Below are 24,299 nucleotides of genomic sequence, written 5' to 3' on the forward strand. Positions count from 1 at the left end.
ACGCTGAGGCGAAAGAGCAAAAAAAACAAAGCCACACCCGAGCTAGAGGGTGCTCAATCGGCAGGTCCGAAAGGGTTTGACGATTTCGAGCTGCGACTTGGTGACATCATGCGCGGTGAACGCGCGACCATTGGCAAATCGCTGCTTGACGTACAACGCGACCTTAAAATCAAAGCATCCTACATATTTGCGATCGAAAACTGCGACCCCGGCGCGTTTGACACGCCAGGTTTTGTCGCCGGTTATGTGCGTTCTTACGCAAAATACCTGGGCATGGACAGCGAAGAGGTTCTTCAACAATTTTGCGCAGAAAGCGGCTTTCAAACCGTAAGCGCGCTGGCGCAAGGGCCAAGCACCAAAAAACTGCAATCCGCTGCCCCCCTTTTGCCCAAGCAAAACACCATGGGTTCAACTGATATATTCAAAACATCCCCTTTGGCGATGGAGCCGCCCGATGCCGGGTTCTTTGAAACTTTAGAAATGCGCGCCATTGCCTCTGTGGCTGTGTTGGCATCGCTCATCGGCGTTATCGGCTTTGGAGCCTGGTCTTTGTTGCAAGAAGTGCAGCAAGTTAAACTCACACCAGCGGAAAATACGCCGATCGTTTTATCGGATTTAGATCCATTGGGTTCGGTACAGCTTCCACAAGCTGAGGTCACAAAAAACGCGTTAGACCAACGCCTGAATAATGAGAAACTGGATCGGCTTTATCGCCCTCAGGCGCTCGATTTTCCCATTCTTACCGCCCGCGATGCCCCGATATCATCTTTAAATCCGGCAGATTTTGGCAATTTCATTCCGCAACCCGACCCCGCCGCTGATCCCAGCGCCGGAATAGTTGCGGATGTCGAGAACACCCCGCCAAGTGAAGCAAATCTGCTTGCCCAAGTTGATACGCCGCAAGTGCTCGAGACAGCTCCGCCGACGCTGGCGCTATTTGCCGTAAGAGATGCCTGGGTGCGTGTGACAGCGCCGGATGGGAGCCGTATTTTTGAAAATACGATGAAAGCGGGTGAAGAATTCATCCTTCCACAAACTGAAATGGCCCCCATGTTACGGGCAGGTATGTCGGGCTCTGTATATTTTGCCGTTGAAGGAAAATTATATGGCCCGGCGGGTACTGGAGGCAAAGTGGTCAAAAACGTAGAGCTTTCACCCACGTCTTTGATGGCCAATTATCAACCGGCTGATCTGAACCTAGATCCGGTCTTAGAACGTGTTGTAGCAGAAGCGACAGTGTCAAGCTTTACAACTGAAGGAATGTCAGAGTAAGTTGACAGCAATAGCTGCTTCTTAAGGCCCTTTTTTAATAACCACTGAGACCAGATATGTCCTTGAATTCCGTACGCCCTTGGCGAAATATTTACCGTCGAAAATCGCGAAAAATTCATGTTGGTAATATTGCGATTGGGGGAGACGCGCCGATTTCCGTTCAGACGATGACCAACACCTTAACAACTGATGTCAAAGCCACGTTAGCGCAAATAATCGCAGCAGCAGATGCAGGGGCAGACATCGTGCGCGTTTCGGTGCCAGACCAGGATAGCAGCAAAGCGTTCAAGGAAATTGCAAAGGAAAGCCCCGTTCCTTTGGTTGCAGATATTCACTTTCACTATAAACGCGGTATTGAAGCAGCGCAGGCTGGTGCGGCGTGTTTGCGTATCAATCCAGGAAATATCGGCGCGCCAGATCGCGTTAAAGAAGTGATTAAAGCGGCGAAAGACAATAATTGTTCTATCCGCATTGGTGTTAATGCAGGATCGCTTGAAAAACACTTATTGGAAAAATTCGGCGAACCCTGCCCAGATGCTATGCTTGAAAGTGGTTTGGATCATATCAAAATCTTGCAGGATAATGATTTTCACGAGTTCAAGATCAGCTGTAAAGCCTCCGATGTTTTTATGGCAGCGGCTGCCTATCAAGCTTTGGCAGAAGCCACAGACGCCCCTATCCATTTGGGTATTACCGAAGCTGGCGGATTGACCAGCGGAACGATTAAGTCTGCGATCGGTTTAGGCAATTTATTATGGATGGGAATTGGCGATACGATCCGCGTTTCGCTGTCTGCCAATCCAGTTGAGGAAGTCAAAGTCGGATATGAAATTTTAAAATCATTGGGTTTGCGCCATCGCGGGGTGAATATTATTTCATGCCCAAGCTGCGCGCGGCAAGGGTTCGACGTAATCAAAACGGTTGAAGCCTTGGAAAACCGGCTTGAACATATAAAAACACCGATGAGCCTTTCGATCATTGGTTGTGTCGTTAACGGCCCTGGGGAAGCGTTGATGACAGATGTTGGGTTTACCGGCGGCGGTGCGGGCAGCGGCATGGTTTATTGGGCCGGAAAGCAAGACCACAAAATTGGCAATGAAAATATGGTAGATCACATTGTTGAGCTTGTTGAAAAACGCGCGGCTGAAATCGATGCGAATGAAAAACTTATATCTGCGGCCGAGTGATTGACGCCCTTCGGGCTCCTTGCTTGAGACAAGCTAACCCCTCCTACCCAGCCAGAGAGCCTGTTTTCAAACCTTCGCATTTACAAAACAAAAATGGCGCGGTTGACGGGGCTCGAACCCGCGACCCCCGGCGTGACAGGCCGGTACTCTAACCAACTGAGCTACAACCGCGCAATCTACTAAGCTGCTTGGCGTTCAGTGGCGCGGTTGACGGGGCTCGAACCCGCGACCCCCGGCGTGACAGGCCGGTACTCTAACCAACTGAGCTACAACCGCTATCTGAACCCAAACAAGCTTATACTACCCTCTTACGGTTCACTTAAGCCCGCGTCAAGAAGGCCGGAACCAAAATCTCACTCTTTCCATGAAACTAAAATTTCAATTTTCTCTGCCAGCGCTTGCACAGGCTGCCTAAAAACAAAAAAATCCCCTAAAGCTATCTGTTTTGCTTTTAGCCGATGGGCAATCTTTGCGTTTGATTGAGAGTTGATTCTCCAAAACGCTTTCGCGAGGCGTGCCCGCTCAAACCAAAAGATCCTGCTTTAATAAACGCTGCATATGGTTGAAACCAACGGCATCGACTATTATGTATTCACTAGAAGAAACGCAAAAGGGCCGCCTTCCCCTGAAAGGGAAACGCGCCACCTTACCATCATTGAGGATGAAACATGACAAAAACCACCGCGCCAACATATCCCGTTTTACCATTAAGAGATATCGTGGTCTTTCCGCATATGATCGTACCACTCTTTGTGGGGCGTGAAAAATCCGTACGGGCGCTGGAAGAAGTTATGGATGATAACAAACAGATTCTCCTCTCAAGCCAAGTCGACGCATCAGAAGATGAGCCAACAGCGGATAGTATTTTCAAAACCGGGGTATTAGCGAATGTTTTGCAATTGCTCAAACTGCCCGATGGCTGCGTTAAAGTTCTTGTCGAAGGCAAAAGTCGGGTCCACATTTCTGAATTCGTTGAAAATGAAAACTTTTTTGAAGCCCGCGCTATAGGTTTATCCGAAACCATGGGCGATGTTGATGCATTAGAAGCCCTCGTGCGCACGGTCAGCGATGAATTTGAACGTTATGCCAAGATTAAAAAGAATATTCCCGAAGAAGCCTTAGGGGCAGTTGCAGAAGCGAGTGATCCGGCCAAGCTAGCAGATTTGGTTGCTGGCCATTTGGGCATTGAAGTTGAGCAAAAGCAAGCATTGCTTGAAATTTTATCGGTCAGTGAGCGTTTAGAAAAAATATACGGTCATATGCAGGGCGAAATGAGCGTTCTGCGGGTTGAGAAAAAAATCAAAACCCGCGTGAAATCGCAAATGGAAAGAACCCAGCGCGAATATTATTTAAATGAGCAGATGAAGGCCATTCAAAAAGAATTGGGGGATGGCGAAGAAGGCCAAAACGAAGTGGCCGAACTGGAAAGCCGGATTGCGGCAACCAAGCTAAGCAAAGAAGCCAAAGAAAAAGTTGATGCGGAATTGAAGAAGCTCAAAAATATGAGCCCAATGTCTGCCGAAGCCACGGTTGTGCGCAATTATCTTGATTGGATTTTAGGCATTCCGTGGGGAGTAAAATCTCGCGTCAAGAAGGATCTTGGGCGCGCACAAGAGACGTTGGACCGTGATCATTACAGCCTTGAAAAGGTGAAAGAACGCATCGTTGAATTTCTCGCTGTTCAGCAAAGAAGCACCAAGCTGAAGGGTCCGATCATGTGTTTGGTTGGCCCTCCCGGTGTCGGAAAAACCTCGCTTGGCAAATCTGTCGCCAAGGCAACGGGGCGGGAATTTATTCGCATATCGTTAGGTGGGGTGCGCGATGAATCTGAAATTCGAGGCCATCGTAGAACCTATATTGGCTCGATGCCCGGTAAAATCATTCAAGCGCTGAAAAAAGCCAAAACAACCAATCCATTGATCCTCTTGGATGAGATTGACAAGATGGGGCAAGATTTTCGGGGCGATCCGGCATCCGCGATGCTTGAAGTGCTTGACCCGGAACAAAACGCCACCTTCTCGGATCATTATTTAGAGGTTGAATATGATCTCTCCAACGTGATGTTCTTGACCACCGCAAATAGTTACAACATGCCCGGGCCCTTGCTAGACCGGATGGAAATCATACCGCTCTCTGGCTATACCGAAGATGAAAAATGCGAAATCGCGAAACGGCACCTGCTTTCCAAGCAGTTAAAGAATCACGGTTTAAAAGAAGGCGAGCTGGCGCTGAAAGAGGATGCATTAAGCAGTATTATACAGCGCTACACCCGCGAGGCTGGCGTCCGAAATCTTGAGCGTGAAATCGCAAAGATTGCCCGAAAAGCTGTTACTAAAATTGTTAAGAAAGAGGTCGAAACGCTGGAGGTTACGGCGGATAATATCAGCGACTTCTTGGGCGTTGAGAAATTCCGTTACGGTTTGGCTGAAAAGGAAGATCAAGTCGGCGTGGTAACAGGTTTGGCTTGGACTTCGGTTGGGGGCGATTTGCTGTCAATAGAGGCCTTAAAGCTGCCTGGCAAAGGGCGCATGAAAACAACGGGTAAGCTGGGTGATGTGATGAAAGAAAGCATCGATGCGGCCAGTTCTTATGTGCGCTCAATCAGCCCTAAAATTGGTGTCAAGCCAACCCTATTTGATCGGTTGGACATTCACGTGCACGTGCCCGAAGCGGCAACCCCAAAAGATGGACCAAGCGCTGGCTTAGCGATGGTAACCTCCATCGTGTCGGTTTTAACCGGTATCCCCGTGCGCAAAGACATCGCAATGACGGGTGAAGTAACATTGCGCGGCAATGCCCTGGCGATTGGTGGATTAAAAGAAAAACTGCTTGCGGCGCTGCGCGGCGGCATCACAACGGTTTTAATTCCGCAAGAGAATGAAAAGGATTTGGCGGAAATCCCAGATAATGTGAAAGAGGGGCTGACCATTATTCCCGTTAGCCATGTATCAGAAGTTATCGAGAATGCGTTAACCGAAACCCCGAATGAAATAGAATGGGACGAAGCCGCAGAGGAAGCCGCGGCAGCGGCCGCAGCGCTTAATTCGCCCTCAACGGCACCTGCGACAGCGCATTAACGACTTTTCTGGCCGAGGTTCGTCAAACCTTGGCCAGAGTTTAGCCTTTATAACCCGTCACACCGTCATTGAAAGTTTAAAAAAACCGCAAAAAATGGTTAAGCAAACCCGAAGAAAGGCACTATTTTTCCCCTAGCCTCTTGCGTCTGCTTAAAGCTTTGTTTAGACGGTTTTTTGCGGGTGATTAGCTCAGTTGGTAGAGCGCTTCGTTTACACCGAAGATGTCAGGAGTTCGAGTCTCTTATCACCCACCATAAACTTTCCTTTGATTAGATCGATTAAAAGACGTGATCTGTAAGATCACACCAAGGCTTTTATATAGATGATCCAAGCGCGGCACCGGTTTAAAATAAACCGGCTCTGTAGCAGAGTTTTGGAGATCCTTCTGTTTTCTTATCAACGCCTCACCGCGTGACAAAAAAACGACATCAAAGGCCGTCAGGCCTTTGACTTGTGCTTTCGAAAATACTGAGTTCGAACCCCTGCGCGGCGGGCCTTTTTAAGCCTCTGTTGCGCCCCCTGCAGCCTGCCAATCGCCAAAACCTCCAATATTGATAACATTGCTATAGCCCATCTCAACCAAAGTTTTGCCTGCCAAAGCAGCTTGTCCACCCGCTGCGCATAAAACACAAATCCGGGCTTCTTTTTGCAAACGCGGAATGTGAAATTTTGTGGAGTCATCGGCTGCAAATTCAAGGAAACCACGGTTGATCCGAACGGCCCCCGCAACTGTACCCGAGGCCGCAATATCAGAACTGTCGCGCACGTCCAAAAACACGGTTTCGCCGTCATCGAAATAGGACAACGCCTCTGTGGCTTGAATACGCGGCACCACCGCATTGGCATCTTGTAGATAATCGCTTGATGTTTTCATCTTATCGTCCTGTTCCGGTTCGGGCGAATAATCCGCCTTTGATTAAGTTTACACTCTGGCGCTAACATAAATCATTGCCGGCAGAAAGCAAAGTACGCAGAGCCCAGCAGCCCAATTCTATTTTTTTAAGATTGGCCCCGACGCCATCTTGAGATCAAAACCTTATTTTTGCCGCTAAATATATCGAAAGCAGATATCAAAAAGTTATGCTTTCACTTTTACCGCTGCGTTTTAGGAGCCAAACACCCTTTAAAAACCTCATAGATAAATCATTGACAGCCATCTAAACAGCTCACAGGTTAATCCCTAAGAGAAGCACCACGTCTTTCTAGGTAAATGATACGGTATGAAGATAGAATTTTACTATGATTTTGGCAGCCCGAATGCCTATTTGGTGTATAAAACGCTGCCAGAGATCGCAAAGGCGCACGGCGTTCCAATTGTATTTCGGCCGATCTTGCTGGGCGGTGTGTTCAAAGCAACCAATAATAAAAGCCCTATGGAAGCCTTTGCAAATGTCGCTGGAAAACTTGCCTATGAAGCCCGTGAAACCCAACGTTTTGTGGAAAATCGTAAGATTATTTTTCACCCAAACCCACATTTTCCGGTAAATACCATCGCGCTGATGCGTGGGGAGATATTTGCAATCGGGAAACCTTGGGAGCAGAGCTATCGCGATACAATGTTCACCGCCATGTGGGTTGATCAAGAAAAAATGGATGATCCGGCCACCGTCATGCAGGTTATGGAAAAAGCGGGCTTGCCCGCGGAAGAGATTCTTGCTGCAACTCAAGATGCATCAATCAAAACTGCTTTGATACAGGCCACGTCTCAAGCGGTAGCCCGTGGTGTTTTCGGCGCCCCGACGCTCATCGCCAATGATGATATGTTTTTTGGCAAGCACAGCCTGATCGATCTTGAAACCATGCTGAAATCATTGCCCTAAACCCACGGCACTGCCCATTTATTGTACAACGCCGTGCAAAATGCCAGGCAGCGGCATACCTTACCCGCGCATAGCGCAATCCACGTGATCCAAACCGCCTTTCGTAGTTTTGAAGATGATTGCCTCTAAGGATTTAAATGAATAGTCTTTACAGACCTCAGGCTTCGCCTGTGTTGTGCAAGCGGCAAAGCCAAGGGCAAGATTATGTCGAATGAAGTTAAAAATTGTGCAGATGATTATATCGAAAAACAATTGTTTAGCGGCATTGAGTGGCGCATTGAGCAAGCGGGCGAGCTGCGGTTAGAAGGGCGTTCGGGCTATGCAAATTATGCCTGTAAAACGCCCATTCCCGATCGCGCTATTTACCGCATATACTCCATGACTAAGCCGATCATTGCAGCTCTTACCGTGCTGCTGGTTCAAAAAAGGCTGATGCGGCTTTCTGATCCAATCGCTAAATACGATTCACAGTTTTCAAAGATGCGCGTCTTGACACCAAATGGATCACTAGAGCCTGCGTGTAGACTGATAACGCTTGAAGATTTACTGACCCATCGGGCTGGGTTCAGTTATGAATTTAACCTTGGTTGCCATATTGCCCCCTATTATCGGGAAGCAGAGATTCTAGCTGATGGCGCACGAGACCTTAACGAAATGATACGCGCCTTGGCGCAACTGCCATTAGCCTTTCATCCAAAAGAGCGATGGCTTTACAGTATGTCGATCGATGTGCTGGCACATCTTGTCGAATGCGTAACCGGCAGACGGATTGATGCTTTGCTACAAGAGTATATTTTTGATCCCCTTAACATGAGCGATACAGGATTTCGTTTGTCCGACGCACAATTGCCCCGGTTAATGACAAATTACGGGCGCTACAAATTGGAAGCCATTGCGCCTTTTAAGAAAATTGAACATGTGCTCGAGGAAAATAAGGTCGCCCGCATGTATCCAGAGCAATCCTCAGAGTTTCGCCGCGGCGGCATTGGTCTTTATGCAACGGCGCAGGATTACAGCGCCTTTGCAAGGTTTTTACTGACGGGAAATTCAGATACCGGCGAGAAAATGATTTCCAATGACATGGTTGGCCTTATGCGCGCCAATCGCCTGCCGCTTTCTGCCCTGCCCCTCAGCATTTCTGGACAAGCTTTTCCCGGCTATGGCTGGAACCTGCTCGGCCGGGTTATGACCGATCTGGGTCAGGCCGTTGTGCCAACAGCCCTAGGCGAGTTTGGCTGGTCTGGCGCCGCACAAAGCTATTTTTGGGTAGACCCGCAACGACAAATCACGGGTGTGATTATGACCCAATTAATGGGCAGCAATCATCCGCTGCATGAAGATATGCTGAACGCGGCCTATGCCACGCTGTAAATACCGTTGAGTTTAGCGTGCTGAAGCAAGCAAAGCGGAAACATCCAAATGCTTTTCAAGATGATCGGCCAAAGCGTTTAACGTTTGATCGACAGTTTGCGAATAGGCCTGCGCACTGCTTTGAATATGCAAACCCTTTAAAAACGCATGGCGAAACCCATCGCTCGAGAACATACCGTGTAAATAGCTGCCCATGACCAAACCATCCGCGCTTATGGCGCCTTCGTTGCGCCCATTAAGCTGAGCAAAAGGGCGCAGCGTATCTGGGCCCTGCGTTTGGCCGATATGAATTTCATATCCAGTAAACTTTTGCTGCGTAGGCGCGTGCGTTGCATTCACTTGGCCCAATTGCTTTTTGGGATACATGATTGTGTTTACCTTCAACAAGCCAAGGCCTTCTGTTTTGCCGAATACGCCCTCAATTCCTTCAGGGTCATCGATGACGTTTCCTAGCATTTGATACCCACCACAAATCCCCAAAACATGCCCACCGCGCCGGCGATGCGCTTTAAGGTCGATATCCCAGCCTTGCGCGCGCAGATAGGTCAAATCGGCCGATGTCGATTTGCTGCCAGGCACGATCACCAAACGCGCATCAGCGGGGATGGCTTGGCCAGGACGTAGAACCGTTACTTGTAACTCTGGATCATTGCTCAGCGGATCCAGATCATCAAAATTTGCGATACGTGACAATCCCAAACACACAATATGCGGCTTACCGGGCCGCTGCGGGGTTGCGATGTCCAGCGCATCTTCGGCAGGTAGCTTCCACGCTTGATCAAAATAAGGCGCAATTCCAAGGCCGCGCCAATTGGTTTTCGCACAAATCATTTCATATCCCGCAGAAAATAAATTAGGATCACCTCGAAACTTATTGATTATAAATCCAATTATTTTTTTATTATCTTCTGGATCTAAAACGTTATTCGTGCCCACCATTTGCGCGATAACGCCGCCGCGATCAATATCTCCAACCAAAAGAACCGGCACATCCGCCGCGCAGGCAAAGCCCATATTGGCGATATCGCCGGGCCGTAAATTCACCTCTGCGGGGCTGCCAGCCCCTTCCACTATTACCAAATCAAATGCGGATTTCAGGCGTTGAAAACTTTCCAAAACGAACGGCATCAGCTTTGGCTTTAACGCTGCATAATCTTGAGCACGCGCCGTTGCATAGCGTTTACCCTGAACGATGATTTGCGAACCTGTTTCGCTTTCTGGTTTTAACAAGATCGGATTCATGTCGCAGATCGCAGCACAGCCCGCCGCCAAGGCTTGTAGAGCCTGCGCGCGACCTATTTCGCCGCCATCTGACGTCACCGCGGCATTATTTGACATATTCTGTGGCTTGAATGGCGCAACGCTCAGCCCTCGCCGTTTTGCCGCCCGGCACAATCCGGCCACTAGCAAAGACTTGCCTACATTTGACCCGGTGCCCTGAACCATTAAGGCTGGCATGTTAGAACTCAACGCCCAATTGTGCTTTTATACCTTGTTTGAAGGGATGTTTGACTTGCGCCATCTCGGTCACCAAATCCGCAAGTTCAATCAATCCATCCTTTGCGTTGCGCCCGGTCAAACACACATGTGTCATCTCTGGCTTTTCTGTTTTCAAAAAGGCAATCACATCATCGATATCGATATAATCATAGCGCAGCGCGATATTGATTTCATCAAGCAAAACGAATTGAATTTCGGGATCAAGGATAAGCTCTTTTGCCCGATGCCAGCCGGCTTGAGCCGCAGCAATGTCGCGTTCACGGTCTTGCGTTTCCCAGGTAAACCCTTCACCCGAAACTACAAATTTGCATTGCTCGGCAAAATTTTCTGTCAAAAACTTGCGTTCGCCGGTCACCCAAGTGCCTTTAATAAACTGCACCACCGCGCAGGGCATTTCATGCGCGATACAGCGCATTATCATTCCAAAGCCAGATGAAGATTTTCCTTTACCCGCCCCTGTATGAACAATAATCAGGCCTTTTTCATCCGTTTTGCTCTGCATCATCTTATCACGCGCCTCTTTGATTTTGCGCATCTTTTGATTGTGGCGTTGATTTTCATCGACCATAGGAATTCCTTTTTCTTGACACGCCACGTTGCATGGCCCATTGCAGATGGATGTTGGTTCTTGTTCTAGGACAGGCGAAGAGGGAATGCACTCAGTTTTTCGACGGATTGCGTCGGAATATTGAAACGCAGCCGCCCCCGCGACCGTGAGCAGCGAAGACGCGTATATGCCACTGGCAAATGCTGGGAAGGATACGCATCTGTGAAGGCACCGCCTTCGAAGCTGTAAGCCGGGAGACCTGCCAACATAAAAACAACCGGATCCGGACGGGGTGTGTCGGAGGCGGAGCATGTTCTTTCATGCCCTGCTGGCCTCTGTCTGGTTTTCTTGCGTTCCGACGCGCTGTCAGGGGAAGATAATGTCAAAAACGGTTCCAATTGAGTTGTTGGTGTGTACGTCTTGTCGCGCTGGGCGCGCGGATCCAGAAGATGAAAAGCGCCAAGGCACTCTACTTTTTGAGGCGATCAAGCAAGAAACGCTGCCCGAAAATGTAAAACTGACAGCCGTTGCCTGTTTGGCAAATTGCGATCATGGCTGCTCGATCGTTTTGCGCGGCAAAAACCGTTGGACCTATGTCTATGGCAATCTTGATCCTAGCCAGCATGTTGAAACCATATTGGATGGCGCATCTCGATATCTGGATGCCGCTGATGGACGCGTTCCGTGGCGCGAAAGGCCCGAACATTTCCGAAAAAACTGCATCGCGCGTATTCCCCCAATTGAGGCTGCTTCATGAACGATCTAACAAAAATTCCCGTCACCGTTGTTACCGGATTTCTTGGTTCTGGAAAAACCACGTTAATCCGCCATTTGATGCAAAATCCGGGTGGCAAAAGGTTGGCCATTATCGTCAACGAATTTGGCGATGTGGGCGTCGATGGTGAAATTCTTAAATCCTGCGCGATCCCCAATTGTCCAGAGGAGAATATTCTTGAGTTGGCCAATGGATGCATCTGCTGCACCGTCGCGGATGATTTCATCCCGACCTTGGAACAGCTGATGAAGCTTGAGCCGCGCCCGGAACATATTTTAATTGAAACCTCCGGCCTGGCGCTGCCAAAACCCCTTTTAAAAGCGTTTGACTGGCCCGATATTCGCTCGAAAATCACGGTCGACGGGGTAATTGCTTTGGCCGATGCAGAAGCTGTGGCTGCGGGTCAATTTGCGCCCGATCTGGCCGCCGTTGCCGCGCAACGAGACGCCGATGAAAGCTTAGATCACGAAACCCCCTTATCGGAAGTTTTTGAGGATCAGATTTCCTGCGCCGATTTGATTTTGCTCACAAAGCCCGATTTAGCCGGTGCGGTGGGGATTGCCAAAGCCAAAGCGGTTATCGCCGCAGAAGCGCCGCGCAATTTGCCCGTGATCGAAGTGGCCGATGGGCAAATCGATCCGCGCATCGTATTGGGGCTGGAGGCTGCGGCCGAAGATGATCTGCACGCGCGCCCGTCTCATCATGATGGTGTGCCCGAGCATGATCATGAAGATTTTGACAGCGTGGTGATCGGACTTGACGAACTTGAAAGTCCGGAAAGCCTGATCAAGCGCATTGAAACCTTAGCTGAGACGCAAAATATATTGCGTGTGAAAGGCTATGCGGCCGTAAAAGGCAAACCAATGCGTTTGCTGGTTCAGGCCGTTGGCGCGCGCGTGCGCGCCCAATATGATAGGCCATGGGCTCGAGAGGAAATGCGTATGGGCCGCCTAGTTGTGATTGCTGAGCATGATGACATCGACAGAAATGCAATCGAAAGCACATTGAAAGGATAGCAGCAGAGATGCATGTGATCTTTCGCGAAAGTCACGGTTTGGAAGAGACGGCTCAGCCGGTTGATCTGCAGCAAACGCCTGCAGATATGGTGGTTTTGTCTTTTTCCGATAGTGATTTGGGGGCCTTCTCGGTTGGATGGCATAACGCGAAAGAGGATCTGCCAAGCCTTCGTTTGGCAAATTTGGCTGCGCTGCAACATCCGCTTTCAGTTGATACCTATATTGAACAAACGCTTTTTTATGCAAAAGCTGTTTTGGTGCGGTTGATTGGAGGAATGCCTTATTGGGCTTATGGTCTACAACAGCTTCGCGCGGTTGCTGAAGAAAACGGGATCGCTTTGGCCGTGTTGGCCGCCGATGGGCGGGCCGATAGCCAGCTTGATGAGATCTCCACACTGCCCGTGTCAACATTGCGCAGATTGCGCCAGCTTTGTGACGCAGGTGGCCCCGATGCCGCAAGCGCGGCTTTGGCACAATTGGCCCTATCTGCAGGGTTATTCGCGCGCCCGAAAATAGGCCAAAAAATTCCGCCGCGCGTAGGCGGTTGGTCATTGCAAAATCGCCTGTCCTGCCCTGCCGCATTTGCGCTGCGCGTGGCGCCCAAACCGGCGGTTGTGATAAGTTTTTATCTGTCTTATCTCACAGCGGCGGATTTGGCGCCGATTGAGGCTGCTGCCAAAGCGCTTGAAGCCCGCGGATTTGACGTGTTTGGGGTGTTTATTCCTTCGTTGAAAGAGCCTCAATCAGCGGCGTGGCTGCAACGACAAATGCGCTTAATCGCGCCAGTTGCGATTTTGAATGCAACGGCATTTTCAGGAAAAGGCCCTGATGGCGCCTCGCCGCTGGATATCGCAGAGGTTCCGGTGTTTCAAATGGCTCTGGCAACCTCAACGCGGGCGGCCTGGGCGGATACTGAGCGCGGTCTTTCGCCCGCCGAGCTTGCGATGCATGTTGTTTTGCCAGAGGTTGATGGCCGCCTATTTGCGGGGGTTGCCTCGTTTAAAGACCCCGCAACGCGGGATCCACAACTTGAGTTTTCACGCTTTATTCATAAAGCCGACGCGTCCCGGATCGCAGCAATCGCCGATCGCATATGCGCGCATGTCGATCTCTCGCAGGTGGAGAATGCGCAAAAACGCCCAGTACTGGTATTATCAACCTACCCTGGCAAACCTTGGCAAATGGCGCATGCGGTCGGTCTTGATGCGTTGGCTTCAGCAGAAGCGATTCTGGCCGATCTACAAACCAGCGAATATGATGTCGCGCCAGCCGCCCCGCTTCAAAAAGACCTTCAAAACCAGCGGATAAAATGGCCCCTTAGCGCCTATAAAATGGCGTTAAAGGATTTACCCGAATGCCTTCAATCTGAGCTCTTTAAAGCTTGGGGAGATCCTGAAACCGATCCGCAAGCGCGAAGCGGAGCATTCGAATTCGCCGCAGCACGGCGCGGCAAGGCGCTTATTGCCTTGCAACCCGAACGCGGCAGTCTTCAAGCGCGCGAAGCTGAGTATCATGATACCGGCCGTACGCCGCGCCACAGCTACGTGGCGTTTTATCTCTGGCTTAGAACGGTCGAGGCCGCCAGTGCTTTAATCCATATTGGGGCGCATGGAACGCTCGAATGGCTGCCTGGAAAATCGGTCGCGTTATCAGAGGTTTGTTGGCCAGAAGCGCTAATTAAGGATCTGCCGGTAATATATCCCTTCATTGTAAATGATCCAGGCGAAGCGGCTCAGGCCAAGCGGCGGATTTGCGCGATCACGCTGGGGCATATACCGCCGGCTATGAAAGCCAGCGCAACACCTGACAGGCTGGCCTTTCTGGAAAATCTTCTTGATGAGTTTTCAAATGCCGATGGGCTAGATCCGCGCCGCCGCACCCGGCTTCAGGATGACATACGCGCCGAAGCAAAGCAGCTTGGTGTTGAGCAAGATCTTGGGCTTGATGCGGCAAGTTCAAACGCAGAAGCGATCAGCTGCATCGACCGCTTTGTGTGCGACATTAAGGAAAGCCAGTTTGGTGATGGGTTGCATATTTTCGGGCGCGCACCCGAGATTTCCCCAGAATTTGATAGCTACCCCTCGATCAAAGCCGAAAGCGCGGCGCTTCTCACCGCCCTTGATGGCAAGCGGGTGGCGGCCGGTCCATCCGGGTCGCCCTATCGGGGCCGAAAAGATGTTTTGCCAACCGGGCGAAACCTGTTCACAACGGATCCACGCGTGGTTCCAACCCGATCGGCCTACGCGCAAGGTTTGGTTTTGGCCGAAGAATTGGTGCGCCGGCATTTACAAGATCATGGTGATTATCCGAAAAATTTAATCGTTGATCTATGGGGTTCTGCCACCATGCGCACGGCGGGCGAAGAATTTGCTATGGCGCTTGCGCTGATCGGCGTAAAGCCCAAATGGGATGAAGGCTCGGAACGCGTCAGCGGCATCGAAATCACCCCAATTACAGAGCTTGAACGGCCGCGCATTGATGTGACATTGCGCGTCTCGGGCCTGTTCCGCGATATTTTTCCGACCTTATCTGCCTTGTTTTCTCAGGCCGTTCAAAGCTTGCAGGCGCGCAGCGAAAGCCCTGATTGGAATCCATATGTCAGCAAATACGAACTCTCGCGCGTCTTCGGTCCGGCACCGGGAGATTACGGCTTAGCGATGGGCGCGTTTGGCGATACCTACACAGATGAGGCGCGCGCAGCGGCTGGCAATGCGTGGCTGGCCGCCAGCGCCTACGCGTTGAACGGTCCAGATAGCACCTACAGACCCGATGCGATCAAAGAGCAAGTCGCTAAAGCAGATGGATTTGTACATATTCAAGATCTGCCCGAAACGGATCTGCTGCTGGCGGCCGATTACGCTTTTCACGAAGCCGGTTTTGCCGCTGCGCAGCAAATAACGGGTGGATCAGCCGCGCTTTACCATCTGGATAATAGCAACCCGGAAGCGGTGCGCGCGCGCAGTCTTTCCGAAGAAATTGCCCGCGTTGTTCATGCTCGGGCAAGCAATTCAGATTGGATTGCCGGCATGCGCCGCCACGGGTATCGCGGGGCCGCGGAAATCGCTGCAACATTAGATCACATGGGCAGCTTCGCGCATTTGGCAAATGCGGTGGGGCCGCATTTATTCGATATGTTTTTCGATGCCACTTTGGGTAATATTGATATTTCCACCTTTATGGAAGAGGCCAATCCCGAGGCATTCGCTGCTCTAAAAAGCCGCTTTGAGGCCTTGGATAAAGCTGGGCTTTGGGTCACGCGGCGCAATTCGATCCGCGCTTCGCTTGAGGCCGCACAATGAGCAGACCCAAGGCTCAAGGCTGGTGCCCCACAGCCTTTCACCCCATGATGTCGGGTGATGGAATGCTGCTGCGCGTGCGTCCGCAATTCAATCGTTTAAGCCTTGATCAAGCGTTGGGCCTCTGCAAAATCGCCGAGCAATTTGGCAATGGGTTGATAGATTTTACCAGCCGCGCCGCAGTTCAAATACGCGGTTTAACCCCGGCTTCATTCGCCAAGGCGTTTTCGGCGTTGCAATCTTTATCGCTGGTTTCGCAAACCGCGTCACATGAGGCTGTGCGCGGCGTGTTGCTAAGCCCAGAATGGCAAGAAAACGATTTAACCCACCGGTTAACGCAAGCACTTTATGACCGCCTTGATGAATTGCCAGAGCTGCCAGCGAAATTCGGCTTTGCGATAGATACTGGGCGGCAGCCGATTTTGCAGAGCTGTTCGGCAGATATACGCCTTGAAACATCAAAAGATGGCCGCCTTTTATTGATCGAAGATGGCGCCGATTTTGGTCTTAGCGTTTCACAAGACACCGCGATATCTGCCTTGATTTCACTGGCTCATATGTTTTCAAAGGCTGTCCGGGGCAGTAAACCCAATACTCGGATGCAAAACCTACCATTGCCGCTGCAAAATGCACAAGATGAACATGCAATCAAAAGACAAGTTTCTGGAGCATCCCTTCCGTTTGGAAGAACGGCGCTTGGCTTTCATTTAGCACCTGCTTTTGGGCAAACTACATCGCAAGATTTTACGAAGCTGTTGATACAATCTGACTGTAATTTTTTGCGCTTAACACCCTGGCGCGGGCTTTTATTGGAACGGGTGTCAGACCTATCAATACCGCCTGATTTTATCAGCGATGAGCATGACCCTAAGCGGCGCATTCAGGTCTGCCCGGGCGCGCCGGCCTGTCAGAGTGCCAAAGGAAATACGCGCGGTTTCGCAGCGCAGATAGCGCCGCGCCTTGGTGCCAACCCTGCGTTAAATTCGAAAGAGCTGCATATTTCAGGATGCGCGAAGGGGTGCGCAAAACCCCAAAAGGCAGATCTAACCTTCGTTGCTCAAAACTGTGGCTTTGACTTGATTGTAAAGGGCCACGCCTGGGATATGCCTATTAAAACCGGCCTAGACCCAGATATTATTTTACAAAACTTGGATGGCTTTTAATGCCCTATGAATATGAAACGAACGGCGCTGCGATTTATGAACAATCTTTTCGGATGATCCGCGCTGAATCAGACTTAACGAATTTTGATGCTTTGGAAGAACAAGTGGCTGTGCGCATGATCCATGCGGCCGGTTTTGTCGATCTAGCAAAATATATCAAATTTTCGAATGGTTTTGTTACCAAGGCACGCGCCGCATTGCACGCGGGCGCACCTATTTTTTGCGATGCCCGTATGGTCTCTGAAGGGATCACCCGGGCCCGTTTGCCCGCGGCAAACGAAATCATATGCACGCTGCATGATCCAAATATTTATGAATTAGCGGCCGACATGAACACCACCCGATCCGCGGCCGCTTTAGAACTTTGGCGCCCCCGATTGGCGGGATCGGTGGTGGCAATTGGCAATGCGCCGACTGCGTTATTCCACCTTTTGAATATGCTCGAAGATCCCGCTTGCCCGCGCCCTGCAGCGATTATTGGATGCCCTGTAGGCTTTGTAGGCGCGGTTGAGAGTAAAGACGCCCTATGGCAAGCGCAACCCACGCCCTGTTCGATTGTAGAGGGCCGTTTGGGGGGAAGCGCCATCACCGTTGCAGCTGTGAACGCAATCGCGAGCCGTAACGAATGAGTAAAGCAACCATCTATGGGATCGGGCTTGGCCCGGGTGATCCGGATTTAATGAGCGTCAAAGCCGATAGATTGGTGCGGCGCATCAAAAATGTTGCGTTTTTTCGGAAAGCCGGGCGCAAAGGGCACGCGAGAACGATCGTTGAGGGGCTATTGCCAATGGGCGCAATTGAGTTGCCGATGGAATATCCCGTGACCACAGAAATCTCTGTAACTGATCCACAATATAATGCGCTTCTGTCCGAATTTTATCAAGATTGTACAACGAAAATTGCCTCTTTATCCGAGCAAGGGCACGAGGTCGCGATCCTCTGCGAAGGCGATCCCTTCTTTTATGGATCCTTCATGCATTTATACACTCGGCTGAAAGATACGTACCCTGTCACGGTTGTACCAGCCATTACGGGCATGTCGGGCGCTTGGACGGCCACCGGCGCGCCGATCACCTGGGGTGATGACGTTTTAACAGTTTTATTAGGCACTTTATCACTGGACGAGCTGCAAAAGCGCATGACCAATAGCGATGCTTTGGTCATAATGAAGATCGGCCGTAACATCGAAAAAATCCGCCAGGCCCTGAAAGCGAGCGGCCTCTACCAAAAAGCTTGGTTGATCGAATACGCCACGATGCCCCAGCAAACCGTTCATAAACTTTCTGAATGCGAGGGCAGAATTACCCCTTATTTTTCGATTATTGTTGTGCATGGTCAAGGAAGGCGGCCATGAGCGGAACAGTGAAAATTATTGGATTGGGACCCGGCAGCGCCGGTCTGATCACACCCGATGTCAAAGACGCATTGGAGACCGCCACGGATGCAATTGGCTATTACCCCTATGTGGCGCGCGTGAACACGCGACCCGGATTAACCATTCACGGATCCGATAATCGCGTGGAATTGCAACGCGCAAAACACGCTCTCAAACTGGCCGGCGAAGGTCGACATGTGGTGGTTGTCTCATCTGGCGATCCGGGCGTGTTTGCAATGGCCTCTGCGGTGTTTGAGGCCGTTGAAACCGGGCCTTTAAGCTGGCGCGAGCTGGACATATCCGTATTGCCTGGAATCACCGCGATGCTGGCAGCCGCTGCGCGGTTAGGAGCGCCTTTGGGGCATGATTTCTGCGTTATAAACCTGAGTGACAACCTAAAACCTTGGTCAATCATCGAAACGCGTTTGCGGTTGGCGGTGGAGGCGGATTTCGCCATGGCCTTTTACAATCCGCGGTCAAAAGCGCGCCCTGAAGGGTTTGAAAAAGCATTAGATTTGCTTAAGAGCGCCTGTGAAAAGGAACGGTTGATCATGTTTGCGCGGGCGGTCAGCACGCCAGAGGAAAGCCTGCATACGGTTGCTCTTAGCGACGCCACGCCCGATATGGCAGATATGCGAACGATGGTTTTGCTCGGTTCGCGCCAAACGCGTCTGATCCCACGAGAAAACGCTACGCCGATTGTTTATACGCCCCGGAGCCTGCGCTAATGCCCCGCAATCCAATCCATCGCATCGGTGACCAAGAACGCCTCATCGCGGGGGAGCTGCAAAATGGGGCGTTCAATCATAATTACCGGCAAGGAAAGCTGCCGCGCCGCTTCAATTTTAGCATAGGCGCCGCTTCCGCCCGCATTTTTAGAAACAACGATTTCAACCTCATGCTCGCGCATCAAAGCAATATCCTGTTTCTTGCTAAACGGTCCACGAGATACAATAACCGTGCTGTCTGGCAGGGCCAAAGCCTGCGCGGGCGGGTCCACAAGCCGCAACAAATAGTGATGCTGCGCTTGCGCGGCAAACAGATCAAGATGCATCCGCCCAATAGCGAGCATAACATTCTGTTTCTGAGCGGGCAAGGCCGCCGCCGCCGCCGGAATATCGGGCACGCTCTGCCACTGGTCAGCCGCTTCGGGGCGCCAAGCAGGGCGCGTCAAAGCCAACAGGGGAACCCTTGCCTTGGCGCAAGCAAGCACAGCGTTTTCGCTCATCTGGGCCGCAAAAGGATGCGTGGCATCGATCACATGCGTAATCTGTTCTGCCTTGAGGTAGGCGAACAATCCTTGAACGCCTCCAAACCCGCCAATCCGCTTTTCAATTGGCTGAGCTTTGGGCCGCTCAACGCGCCCAGCGTAAGACAGGCACGCCCGATACCCTTTCGTTGCGACAGCTTGCGCGAGCTCACTGGCCTCAATCGTGCCAGCCAAAATCAAAAGGTTTACGGTCATGGATAACGCTCCTTGGCTCACCATACTTGGTTGGGGCGAAGATGGTCCAGATGGGCTAACCGCCACAAGTGCAAAAATTTTGCAAGACGCAGAGATTATCGCTGGTGCCACCCGGCATTTAGACCTTTTACCGCCAGACTGTAACGCTACGCGTTTCTGCTGGCCGGTCCCCTTCGCGGCGGGTCTAGAACCTTTCTTGGCTTTGCGGGGCAAAAAGGTTGTGCTTTTGGCATCGGGCGATCCGTTTTGGTTTGGTGCGGGCACAAGTATCACGCAACATTTACAGCCCGAGGAGTGGCGCGCCCTGCCCGGCCTGTCATCATTTTCATTGGCGGCGGCGGCCTTGGGCTGGCCGCTTGAATCCACGCAATGCCTGGGGTTACATGCCGCGCCCCTTGAACGATTACGCCCGCATTTGGGGTTAAATAAACGCCTTCTGATCACGCTTAAAGACGGCGCGATGGCCCAAAAGGTTGCGCAATATCTATGCAATGTGGGGTTTGAGGGGGCCGAGCTACATGTGCTTGAGCGCTTAGCTGGGCCGCATCAAAAAATCCGCTCGACCCGCGCAGATGGCTTTAATCTTGAAAATATTGAACACCCTGCCTTGCTGGCAATCGTGCCAAGCGATGGGCCGGCGCTTCCGTTGGCAAATGGATGGCCTGATAGCGCCTTTTCCCATGATGGCCAAATCACCAAACGCCCGGTTCGCGCCTTAACGCTCTCAGCGCTTTGCCCAAAACCTGGCGATGTGCTGTGGGATCTTGGCGGTGGGTCTGGCTCGATCTCTTTGGAATGGCTGGCCAGTGATACAACGCTGACAGCTTTTTGTATTGAACAAAATCCAGATCGCGTGAGCCGTATTAGGAAAAATGCACGAGAATTGGGGCTAGACCGGTTGCAGGTTATACAGGCACAAGCCCCAGAAAAACTCCATGATTTACCGCTGCCAAATGCGGTTTTTATTGGCGGCGGTATCAGCGATGCCTTGTTACATACGCTGTGGCATATTTTGCCGGCGGGCACGCGTTTGGTGTGTAATGGCGTAACTTTAGAGGCAGAAGCCTTATTGATAGACTGGCAGCTGGTAAAAGGCGGTGAGCTTCTGCGAATCGAGCTGTCCCAAATGGCCCAGCTTGGTTCAAAACGCGGTTGGAAAGCCAACTTTCCAATCCTGCAATGGAGCTGCACCCTATGATTTTTGTTGGACTTGGATTTCGAAAAGCCGTAACTATAAAAAGCTTTGAAAACCTGATCCATCAGGTTTATCATCTGACCGAATTACCGGGCCCAATAAAGGCGCTTGCCACGCTGGACACAAAAGCTTTAGATCCTGCATTGCAAGATTTTGCAGCGGCAAAAAGGATCACACTCATTCCTGTGTCTTTGGAAAATTTAAAGCGGCAAATTACACCAACGCAATCACCCGCCGCGCAGGCCGCTTATGGTCTGGGCAGCATTGCCGAAGCCGCCGCGTTATTTGCGGCAGGAGATGGATCATCTTTAATCTTCAAGCGATTGGTATCAAATGATAAATTGGCGACTTGTGCCTTTGCGAAAGGATCATTTAAATGACAGTGCACTTTATCGGCGCCGGTCCAGGAGCGGCAGATCTTTTGACACTCCGCGGACGCGATTTAATCGCCAATTCGCCGGTCTGCCTTTACGCCGGTTCTTTGGTGCCCACCGAAATATTAGCCCATTGCGCAAGCACAGCGCGGATTGTGAACACCGCGCCGATGGATCTTGATGCCATTATCGCAGAATGCCAGCGTGCAGAAGATGCCGGGCTTGATGTGGCGCGCCTGCATTCGGGCGATTTATCGATCTGGTCTGCTATGGGCGAACAAATCCGCCGTTTAAAAGCAGCAAATATTCCATTTACAATCACCCCCGGGGTTCCATCCTTTGCCGCTGCTGCTGCAGCTTTAGAAGCCGAGTTAACATTGCCTGAGATCAGTCAGTCAGTGGTGCTAACCCGCACGTCGGGCCGCGCATCAACCATGCCTCCAGGGGAGACTTTGGAAAACTTTGCGCGCAGCGGGGCCACTTTAGCGATCCATTTATCAATCCATCAGCTTGCGAAGGTGGTGACAGAACTTACACCTTTTTACGGCGCGCATTGCCCAGTGGCGATCGTCTATCGCGCAAGCTGGCCCGATCAGAAAATCACGCGTTCAACCCTGCACCGCGTGGCTGACACGCTATCAGATGATATAAAACGCACCGCTCTCATTCTTGTTGGGCCAGCTTTGGCCGCTGAGGATTTTGCTGAAAGCAGCCTCTATGCCAAAGATTATGATCGCCGCTTTCGCCCGCAAAGCGCAGAATCGCCTTTCTATAGAAGCGCTGATTGATGCGTCCGAACGGTCTTTTAATTTCGGCACCCAGTTCAGGCACCGGCAAAACCACCGTTATGCTGGGCTTGCTCCGGGCATTTTCTGATCGCGGCCTTGCCGTTCAACCGTTCAAAAGCGGACCCGATTATATCGATCCGGCTTTCCATTTTGCCGCGGCGCGCCGGGCATCCTTCAATATTGACAGCTGGTCTATGGGTGCTGAGCTGATCGATGCGATCAGCCATCAAGCGTCTGGCGCGGAATTGATCATTGCAGAAGGCTCAATGGGATTGTTTGACGGTGTGGCAACGCGCGGCGCCGAAGGTTACGGAAGCAGCGCTGAAACGGCCCAAAGATTGGGCTGGCCTGTTGTGTTGGTGATTGATGTTTCTGGGCAGGCGCAATCTGCAGCGGCAACCGCTTTAGGATTTAAAACCTATGCCCCTGATCTTGATATTGCTGGGGTTATCTTAAACCGGGTTGCCAGCCCACGCCATGAGCGTTTGGCAAGGTTGGGTATGCAAAAAGCAGGAATTGAGGTGTTTGGTTCTTTGCCGAGACGCGGTGATCTTACGCTTCCCGAGCGGCATCTGGGGCTTATTCAAGCGGTCGAACATCCCGACTTGGAAACCGCGGTGGCAGGCTATGCGCAATTTTTAAAAGATCATGTGGATCTGGATGCTTTATTTGCGGCTGCGGCCGGCTCTGCTGTTGCGCGGCCGGGGCGCTGGGCATCCCCGCCGGCGCAAAAAATTGCCATCGCGCGCGATGCTGCCTTTTCCTTTACCTATCCGCATCTACTCGAAAGCTGGCGCGCGGCAGGCGCGAGCATTTTGCCGTTTTCACCCTTATCCGATCAGCCTGTTCCGCCTTCAGACTTGGTCATCTTACCGGGGGGGTATCCAGAGCTGCATGCGGGCAAACTGGCCTTGGCAGAAAATTTTTGGAACAGTTTACGGACCCATGCGACACAAAATCCCGTTCACGGCGAATGCGGCGGTTATATGGCGCTCGGAGAAGCCCTGATCGATAAGCAGGGTGTCTCGCATAAAATGGCCGGGTTGCTTGGTTTGGTAACCAGTTATGAGAAGCGCAAATTTCATTTGGGCTATCGCCAAGCCAATCTACGCGCCCCCGCTTTGGGCTATGCGAAAGGCACGAAATTGCGGGGTCATGAATTTCACTATTCAAGCATTATCAACCAACCCGACGCAGCATTGGCTGATGTGTTCGATGCGGATGGCAATTCGGTCGCCGAAACCGGCTCTTTTCGCGGATATGTCAGCGGAACCTTTTTCCATTTGATTGATGAGGCGCAGACGTGACCGGATTTGTAAGCTTCGTTGGTTCGGGTCCTGGCGACCCCGCGCTTTTAACCTTGAAAGCCGTTGACTGCTTGAAAACGGCGCAGGTTGTTTTATTCGATGATTTATCCTCTGGGCCAATTCTCAAATATGCCGGCGCAAAAGCAGAATTGATTGGCGTTGGAAAACGTGCCGGCCGTCGTTCGCCTAAGCAGGATCATGTTAGCCGCTTATTGGTCGATTATGCGGGTCAAGGCTATCAAGTTGTACGTCTTAAATCAGGTGATCCGGGCGTTTTTGGCAGATTAGAGGAAGAAATCGATGCTTTGCGCGCCGCGAATCTTCCGTTTGAAATTGTGCCAGGGGTAACCGCTGCAAGCGCGGCAGCCGCCGCGGCGGGTATACCCCTCAGCCGACGTTTGACCGCCAGACGCATTCAATTTGTGACGGGGCATGACGTTGCCGGCGCGCTGCCAGACGATTTGAATATATCCGCCCTTACCGATCCGAATGCTACAACGGTGATTTATATGCCAAAGCGCACCTTTGCTTCTTTAGCTGAACTGTTGATCCAAAACGGATTGCCGAAAACCACTCCGGCTTTACTGGCGGAAAGTATTTCCACACCTGAGCAATATCTGCAAAGAACAACCCTGCACAGCTTGGCGCAGCAACTCTCAAAGGATATCTCAAGCGCGCCCGGGCTCATTCTATATGGCGCTTTGGCTGAAACTTCGCTTTAAGATGTCGGGGTTGGTTGTGATTTGTCGTGATTTGTCTTGACCCAAGGGA

Annotated in this window: 21 protein-coding genes, 3 tRNA genes and 1 riboswitch; of the genes, 18 read left to right on the top strand and 6 right to left on the bottom strand. The window is 51.3% G+C overall.

The genetic code is table 11. From position 1 onward, the window contains the following. Window positions 1-108 precede the first annotated feature (108 nt). Together GN241_08935 and ispG are read left to right on the top strand one after the other, a co-directional pair. Complete coding sequence (locus tag GN241_08935) at window positions 109-1,272, top strand: DUF4115 domain-containing protein (protein ID XAT57479.1); 1,164 nt, start codon at window positions 109-111, stop codon at window positions 1,270-1,272. A 56-nt stretch (window positions 1,273-1,328) separates the two neighbouring features. Continuing rightward, the gene (gene ispG / locus GN241_08940) at window positions 1,329-2,459 is read left to right on the top strand and encodes a flavodoxin-dependent (E)-4-hydroxy-3-methylbut-2-enyl-diphosphate synthase (protein XAT57480.1); all 1,131 of its coding nucleotides are present in this window, start codon (window positions 1,329-1,331) and stop codon (window positions 2,457-2,459) included. Between the two features lie 94 nt (window positions 2,460-2,553). Here the strand turns inward: ispG and GN241_08945 are convergent. Further along, window positions 2,554-2,630 (bottom strand) — tRNA-Asp (locus GN241_08945). 28 nt (window positions 2,631-2,658) lie between these two features. Beyond that, a tRNA-Asp gene (locus tag GN241_08950) sits at window positions 2,659-2,735 on the bottom strand. Between the two features lie 392 nt (window positions 2,736-3,127). Here GN241_08950 and GN241_08955 point away from each other — a divergent pair. After that, window positions 3,128-5,536, top strand: coding sequence for an endopeptidase La (locus tag GN241_08955; GenBank protein ID XAT57481.1), 2,409 nt, complete (start codon window positions 3,128-3,130; stop codon window positions 5,534-5,536). A gap of 178 nt (window positions 5,537-5,714) precedes the next feature. Beyond that, window positions 5,715-5,790, top strand: a tRNA-Val gene (locus tag GN241_08960). Window positions 5,791-6,035: 245 nt separating this feature from the next. Here the strand turns inward: GN241_08960 and GN241_08965 are convergent. After that, the gene (locus GN241_08965; GenBank protein XAT57482.1) at window positions 6,036-6,410 is read right to left on the bottom strand and encodes a rhodanese-like domain-containing protein; all 375 of its coding nucleotides are present in this window, start codon (window positions 6,408-6,410) and stop codon (window positions 6,036-6,038) included. A 346-nt stretch (window positions 6,411-6,756) separates the two neighbouring features. Between GN241_08965 and GN241_08970 the strand changes: the two genes are divergently transcribed. Then, entirely contained in the window at window positions 6,757-7,356 is a 600-nt protein-coding gene (locus tag GN241_08970) for a 2-hydroxychromene-2-carboxylate isomerase (protein ID XAT57483.1), read from the top strand. A 204-nt stretch (window positions 7,357-7,560) separates the two neighbouring features. Then, window positions 7,561-8,727, top strand: a complete 1,167-nt coding sequence (locus tag GN241_08975) for a serine hydrolase (protein XAT57484.1) — start codon at window positions 7,561-7,563, stop codon at window positions 8,725-8,727. A gap of 12 nt (window positions 8,728-8,739) precedes the next feature. Here the strand turns inward: GN241_08975 and GN241_08980 are convergent, their stop codons facing one another. Both GN241_08980 and cobO read right to left on the bottom strand, forming a co-directional pair. After that, a complete protein-coding gene (locus GN241_08980; GenBank protein XAT57485.1) occupies window positions 8,740-10,185 on the bottom strand; it encodes a cobyric acid synthase in 1,446 nt (481 codons plus the stop codon). Between the two features lies 1 nt (window position 10,186). Further along, window positions 10,187-10,795 carry a cob(I)yrinic acid a,c-diamide adenosyltransferase gene (cobO, locus tag GN241_08985; GenBank protein XAT57486.1) on the bottom strand — a complete coding sequence of 203 codons (609 nt, stop codon included), beginning with the start codon at window positions 10,793-10,795 and terminating at the stop codon, window positions 10,187-10,189. A 37-nt stretch (window positions 10,796-10,832) separates the two neighbouring features. Continuing rightward, window positions 10,833-11,056: riboswitch (cobalamin riboswitch) on the top strand. A 97-nt stretch (window positions 11,057-11,153) separates the two neighbouring features. On the opposite strand from cobO, the gene GN241_08990 reads away from it, so the two are divergent. The 7 genes from GN241_08990 to cobJ are packed head-to-tail and all read left to right on the top strand — an operon-like array spanning window position 11,154 to window position 19,127. After that, on the top strand, window positions 11,154-11,531 hold the full coding sequence (locus tag GN241_08990) for a DUF1636 domain-containing protein (protein ID XAT57487.1): 378 nt from the start codon (window positions 11,154-11,156) through the stop codon (window positions 11,529-11,531). Then, a complete protein-coding gene (cobW, locus tag GN241_08995) occupies window positions 11,528-12,565 on the top strand; it encodes a cobalamin biosynthesis protein CobW (protein XAT57488.1) in 1,038 nt (345 codons plus the stop codon). The genes GN241_08990 and cobW overlap by 4 nt, the downstream gene beginning before the upstream one ends. A gap of 8 nt (window positions 12,566-12,573) precedes the next feature. Next, window positions 12,574-15,864 (top strand): cobaltochelatase subunit CobN, encoded by a 3,291-nt coding sequence (gene cobN / locus GN241_09000; GenBank protein XAT57489.1) that lies wholly within the window; start codon window positions 12,574-12,576, stop codon window positions 15,862-15,864. Continuing rightward, a complete protein-coding gene (locus tag GN241_09005; protein ID XAT57490.1) occupies window positions 15,861-17,024 on the top strand; it encodes a cobalamin biosynthesis protein CobG in 1,164 nt (387 codons plus the stop codon). The genes cobN and GN241_09005 overlap by 4 nt, the downstream gene beginning before the upstream one ends. Continuing rightward, window positions 17,024-17,653 carry a precorrin-8X methylmutase gene (locus tag GN241_09010; protein XAT57491.1) on the top strand — a complete coding sequence of 210 codons (630 nt, stop codon included), beginning with the start codon at window positions 17,024-17,026 and terminating at the stop codon, window positions 17,651-17,653. The genes GN241_09005 and GN241_09010 overlap by 1 nt, the downstream gene beginning before the upstream one ends. Next, a complete protein-coding gene (locus GN241_09015) occupies window positions 17,650-18,378 on the top strand; it encodes a precorrin-2 C(20)-methyltransferase (GenBank protein ID XAT57492.1) in 729 nt (242 codons plus the stop codon). The genes GN241_09010 and GN241_09015 overlap by 4 nt, the downstream gene beginning before the upstream one ends. After that, a complete protein-coding gene (cobJ, locus tag GN241_09020; protein XAT57493.1) occupies window positions 18,375-19,127 on the top strand; it encodes a precorrin-3B C(17)-methyltransferase in 753 nt (250 codons plus the stop codon). Before GN241_09015 ends, cobJ begins: the two co-directional genes overlap by 4 nt. Here the strand turns inward: cobJ and GN241_09025 are convergent. Next, entirely contained in the window at window positions 19,124-19,864 is a 741-nt protein-coding gene (locus GN241_09025) for a cobalt-precorrin-6A reductase (GenBank protein ID XAT57494.1), read from the bottom strand. The two genes, cobJ and GN241_09025, sit on opposite strands and share 4 nt — an antisense overlap. Between GN241_09025 and cbiE the strand changes: the two genes are divergently transcribed. From cbiE to cobA, 5 genes are read left to right on the top strand one after another with little or no spacing between them, the layout of a single operon-like run. Then, window positions 19,863-21,062, top strand: a complete 1,200-nt coding sequence (gene cbiE, locus GN241_09030; GenBank protein ID XAT57495.1) for a precorrin-6y C5,15-methyltransferase (decarboxylating) subunit CbiE — start codon at window positions 19,863-19,865, stop codon at window positions 21,060-21,062. The genes GN241_09025 and cbiE overlap by 2 nt on opposite strands. Next, entirely contained in the window at window positions 21,044-21,439 is a 396-nt protein-coding gene (locus GN241_09035) for a precorrin methylase (GenBank protein XAT57496.1), read from the top strand. Before cbiE ends, GN241_09035 begins: the two co-directional genes overlap by 19 nt. Beyond that, entirely contained in the window at window positions 21,436-22,221 is a 786-nt protein-coding gene (cobM, locus tag GN241_09040) for a precorrin-4 C(11)-methyltransferase (protein ID XAT57497.1), read from the top strand. The genes GN241_09035 and cobM overlap by 4 nt, the downstream gene beginning before the upstream one ends. Continuing rightward, the gene (locus GN241_09045) at window positions 22,221-23,528 is read left to right on the top strand and encodes a cobyrinate a,c-diamide synthase (protein XAT59237.1); all 1,308 of its coding nucleotides are present in this window, start codon (window positions 22,221-22,223) and stop codon (window positions 23,526-23,528) included. Before cobM ends, GN241_09045 begins: the two co-directional genes overlap by 1 nt. Beyond that, window positions 23,525-24,250 (top strand): uroporphyrinogen-III C-methyltransferase, encoded by a 726-nt coding sequence (gene cobA / locus GN241_09050; GenBank protein XAT57498.1) that lies wholly within the window; start codon window positions 23,525-23,527, stop codon window positions 24,248-24,250. Before GN241_09045 ends, cobA begins: the two co-directional genes overlap by 4 nt. Window positions 24,251-24,299: the final 49 nt, after the last annotated feature.

It is taken from the genome of Rhodobacteraceae bacterium IMCC1335, assembly GCA_039640495.1.
In the GTDB taxonomy this organism is placed as follows: Bacteria; Pseudomonadota; Alphaproteobacteria; order Rhodobacterales; family Rhodobacteraceae; genus Thalassovivens.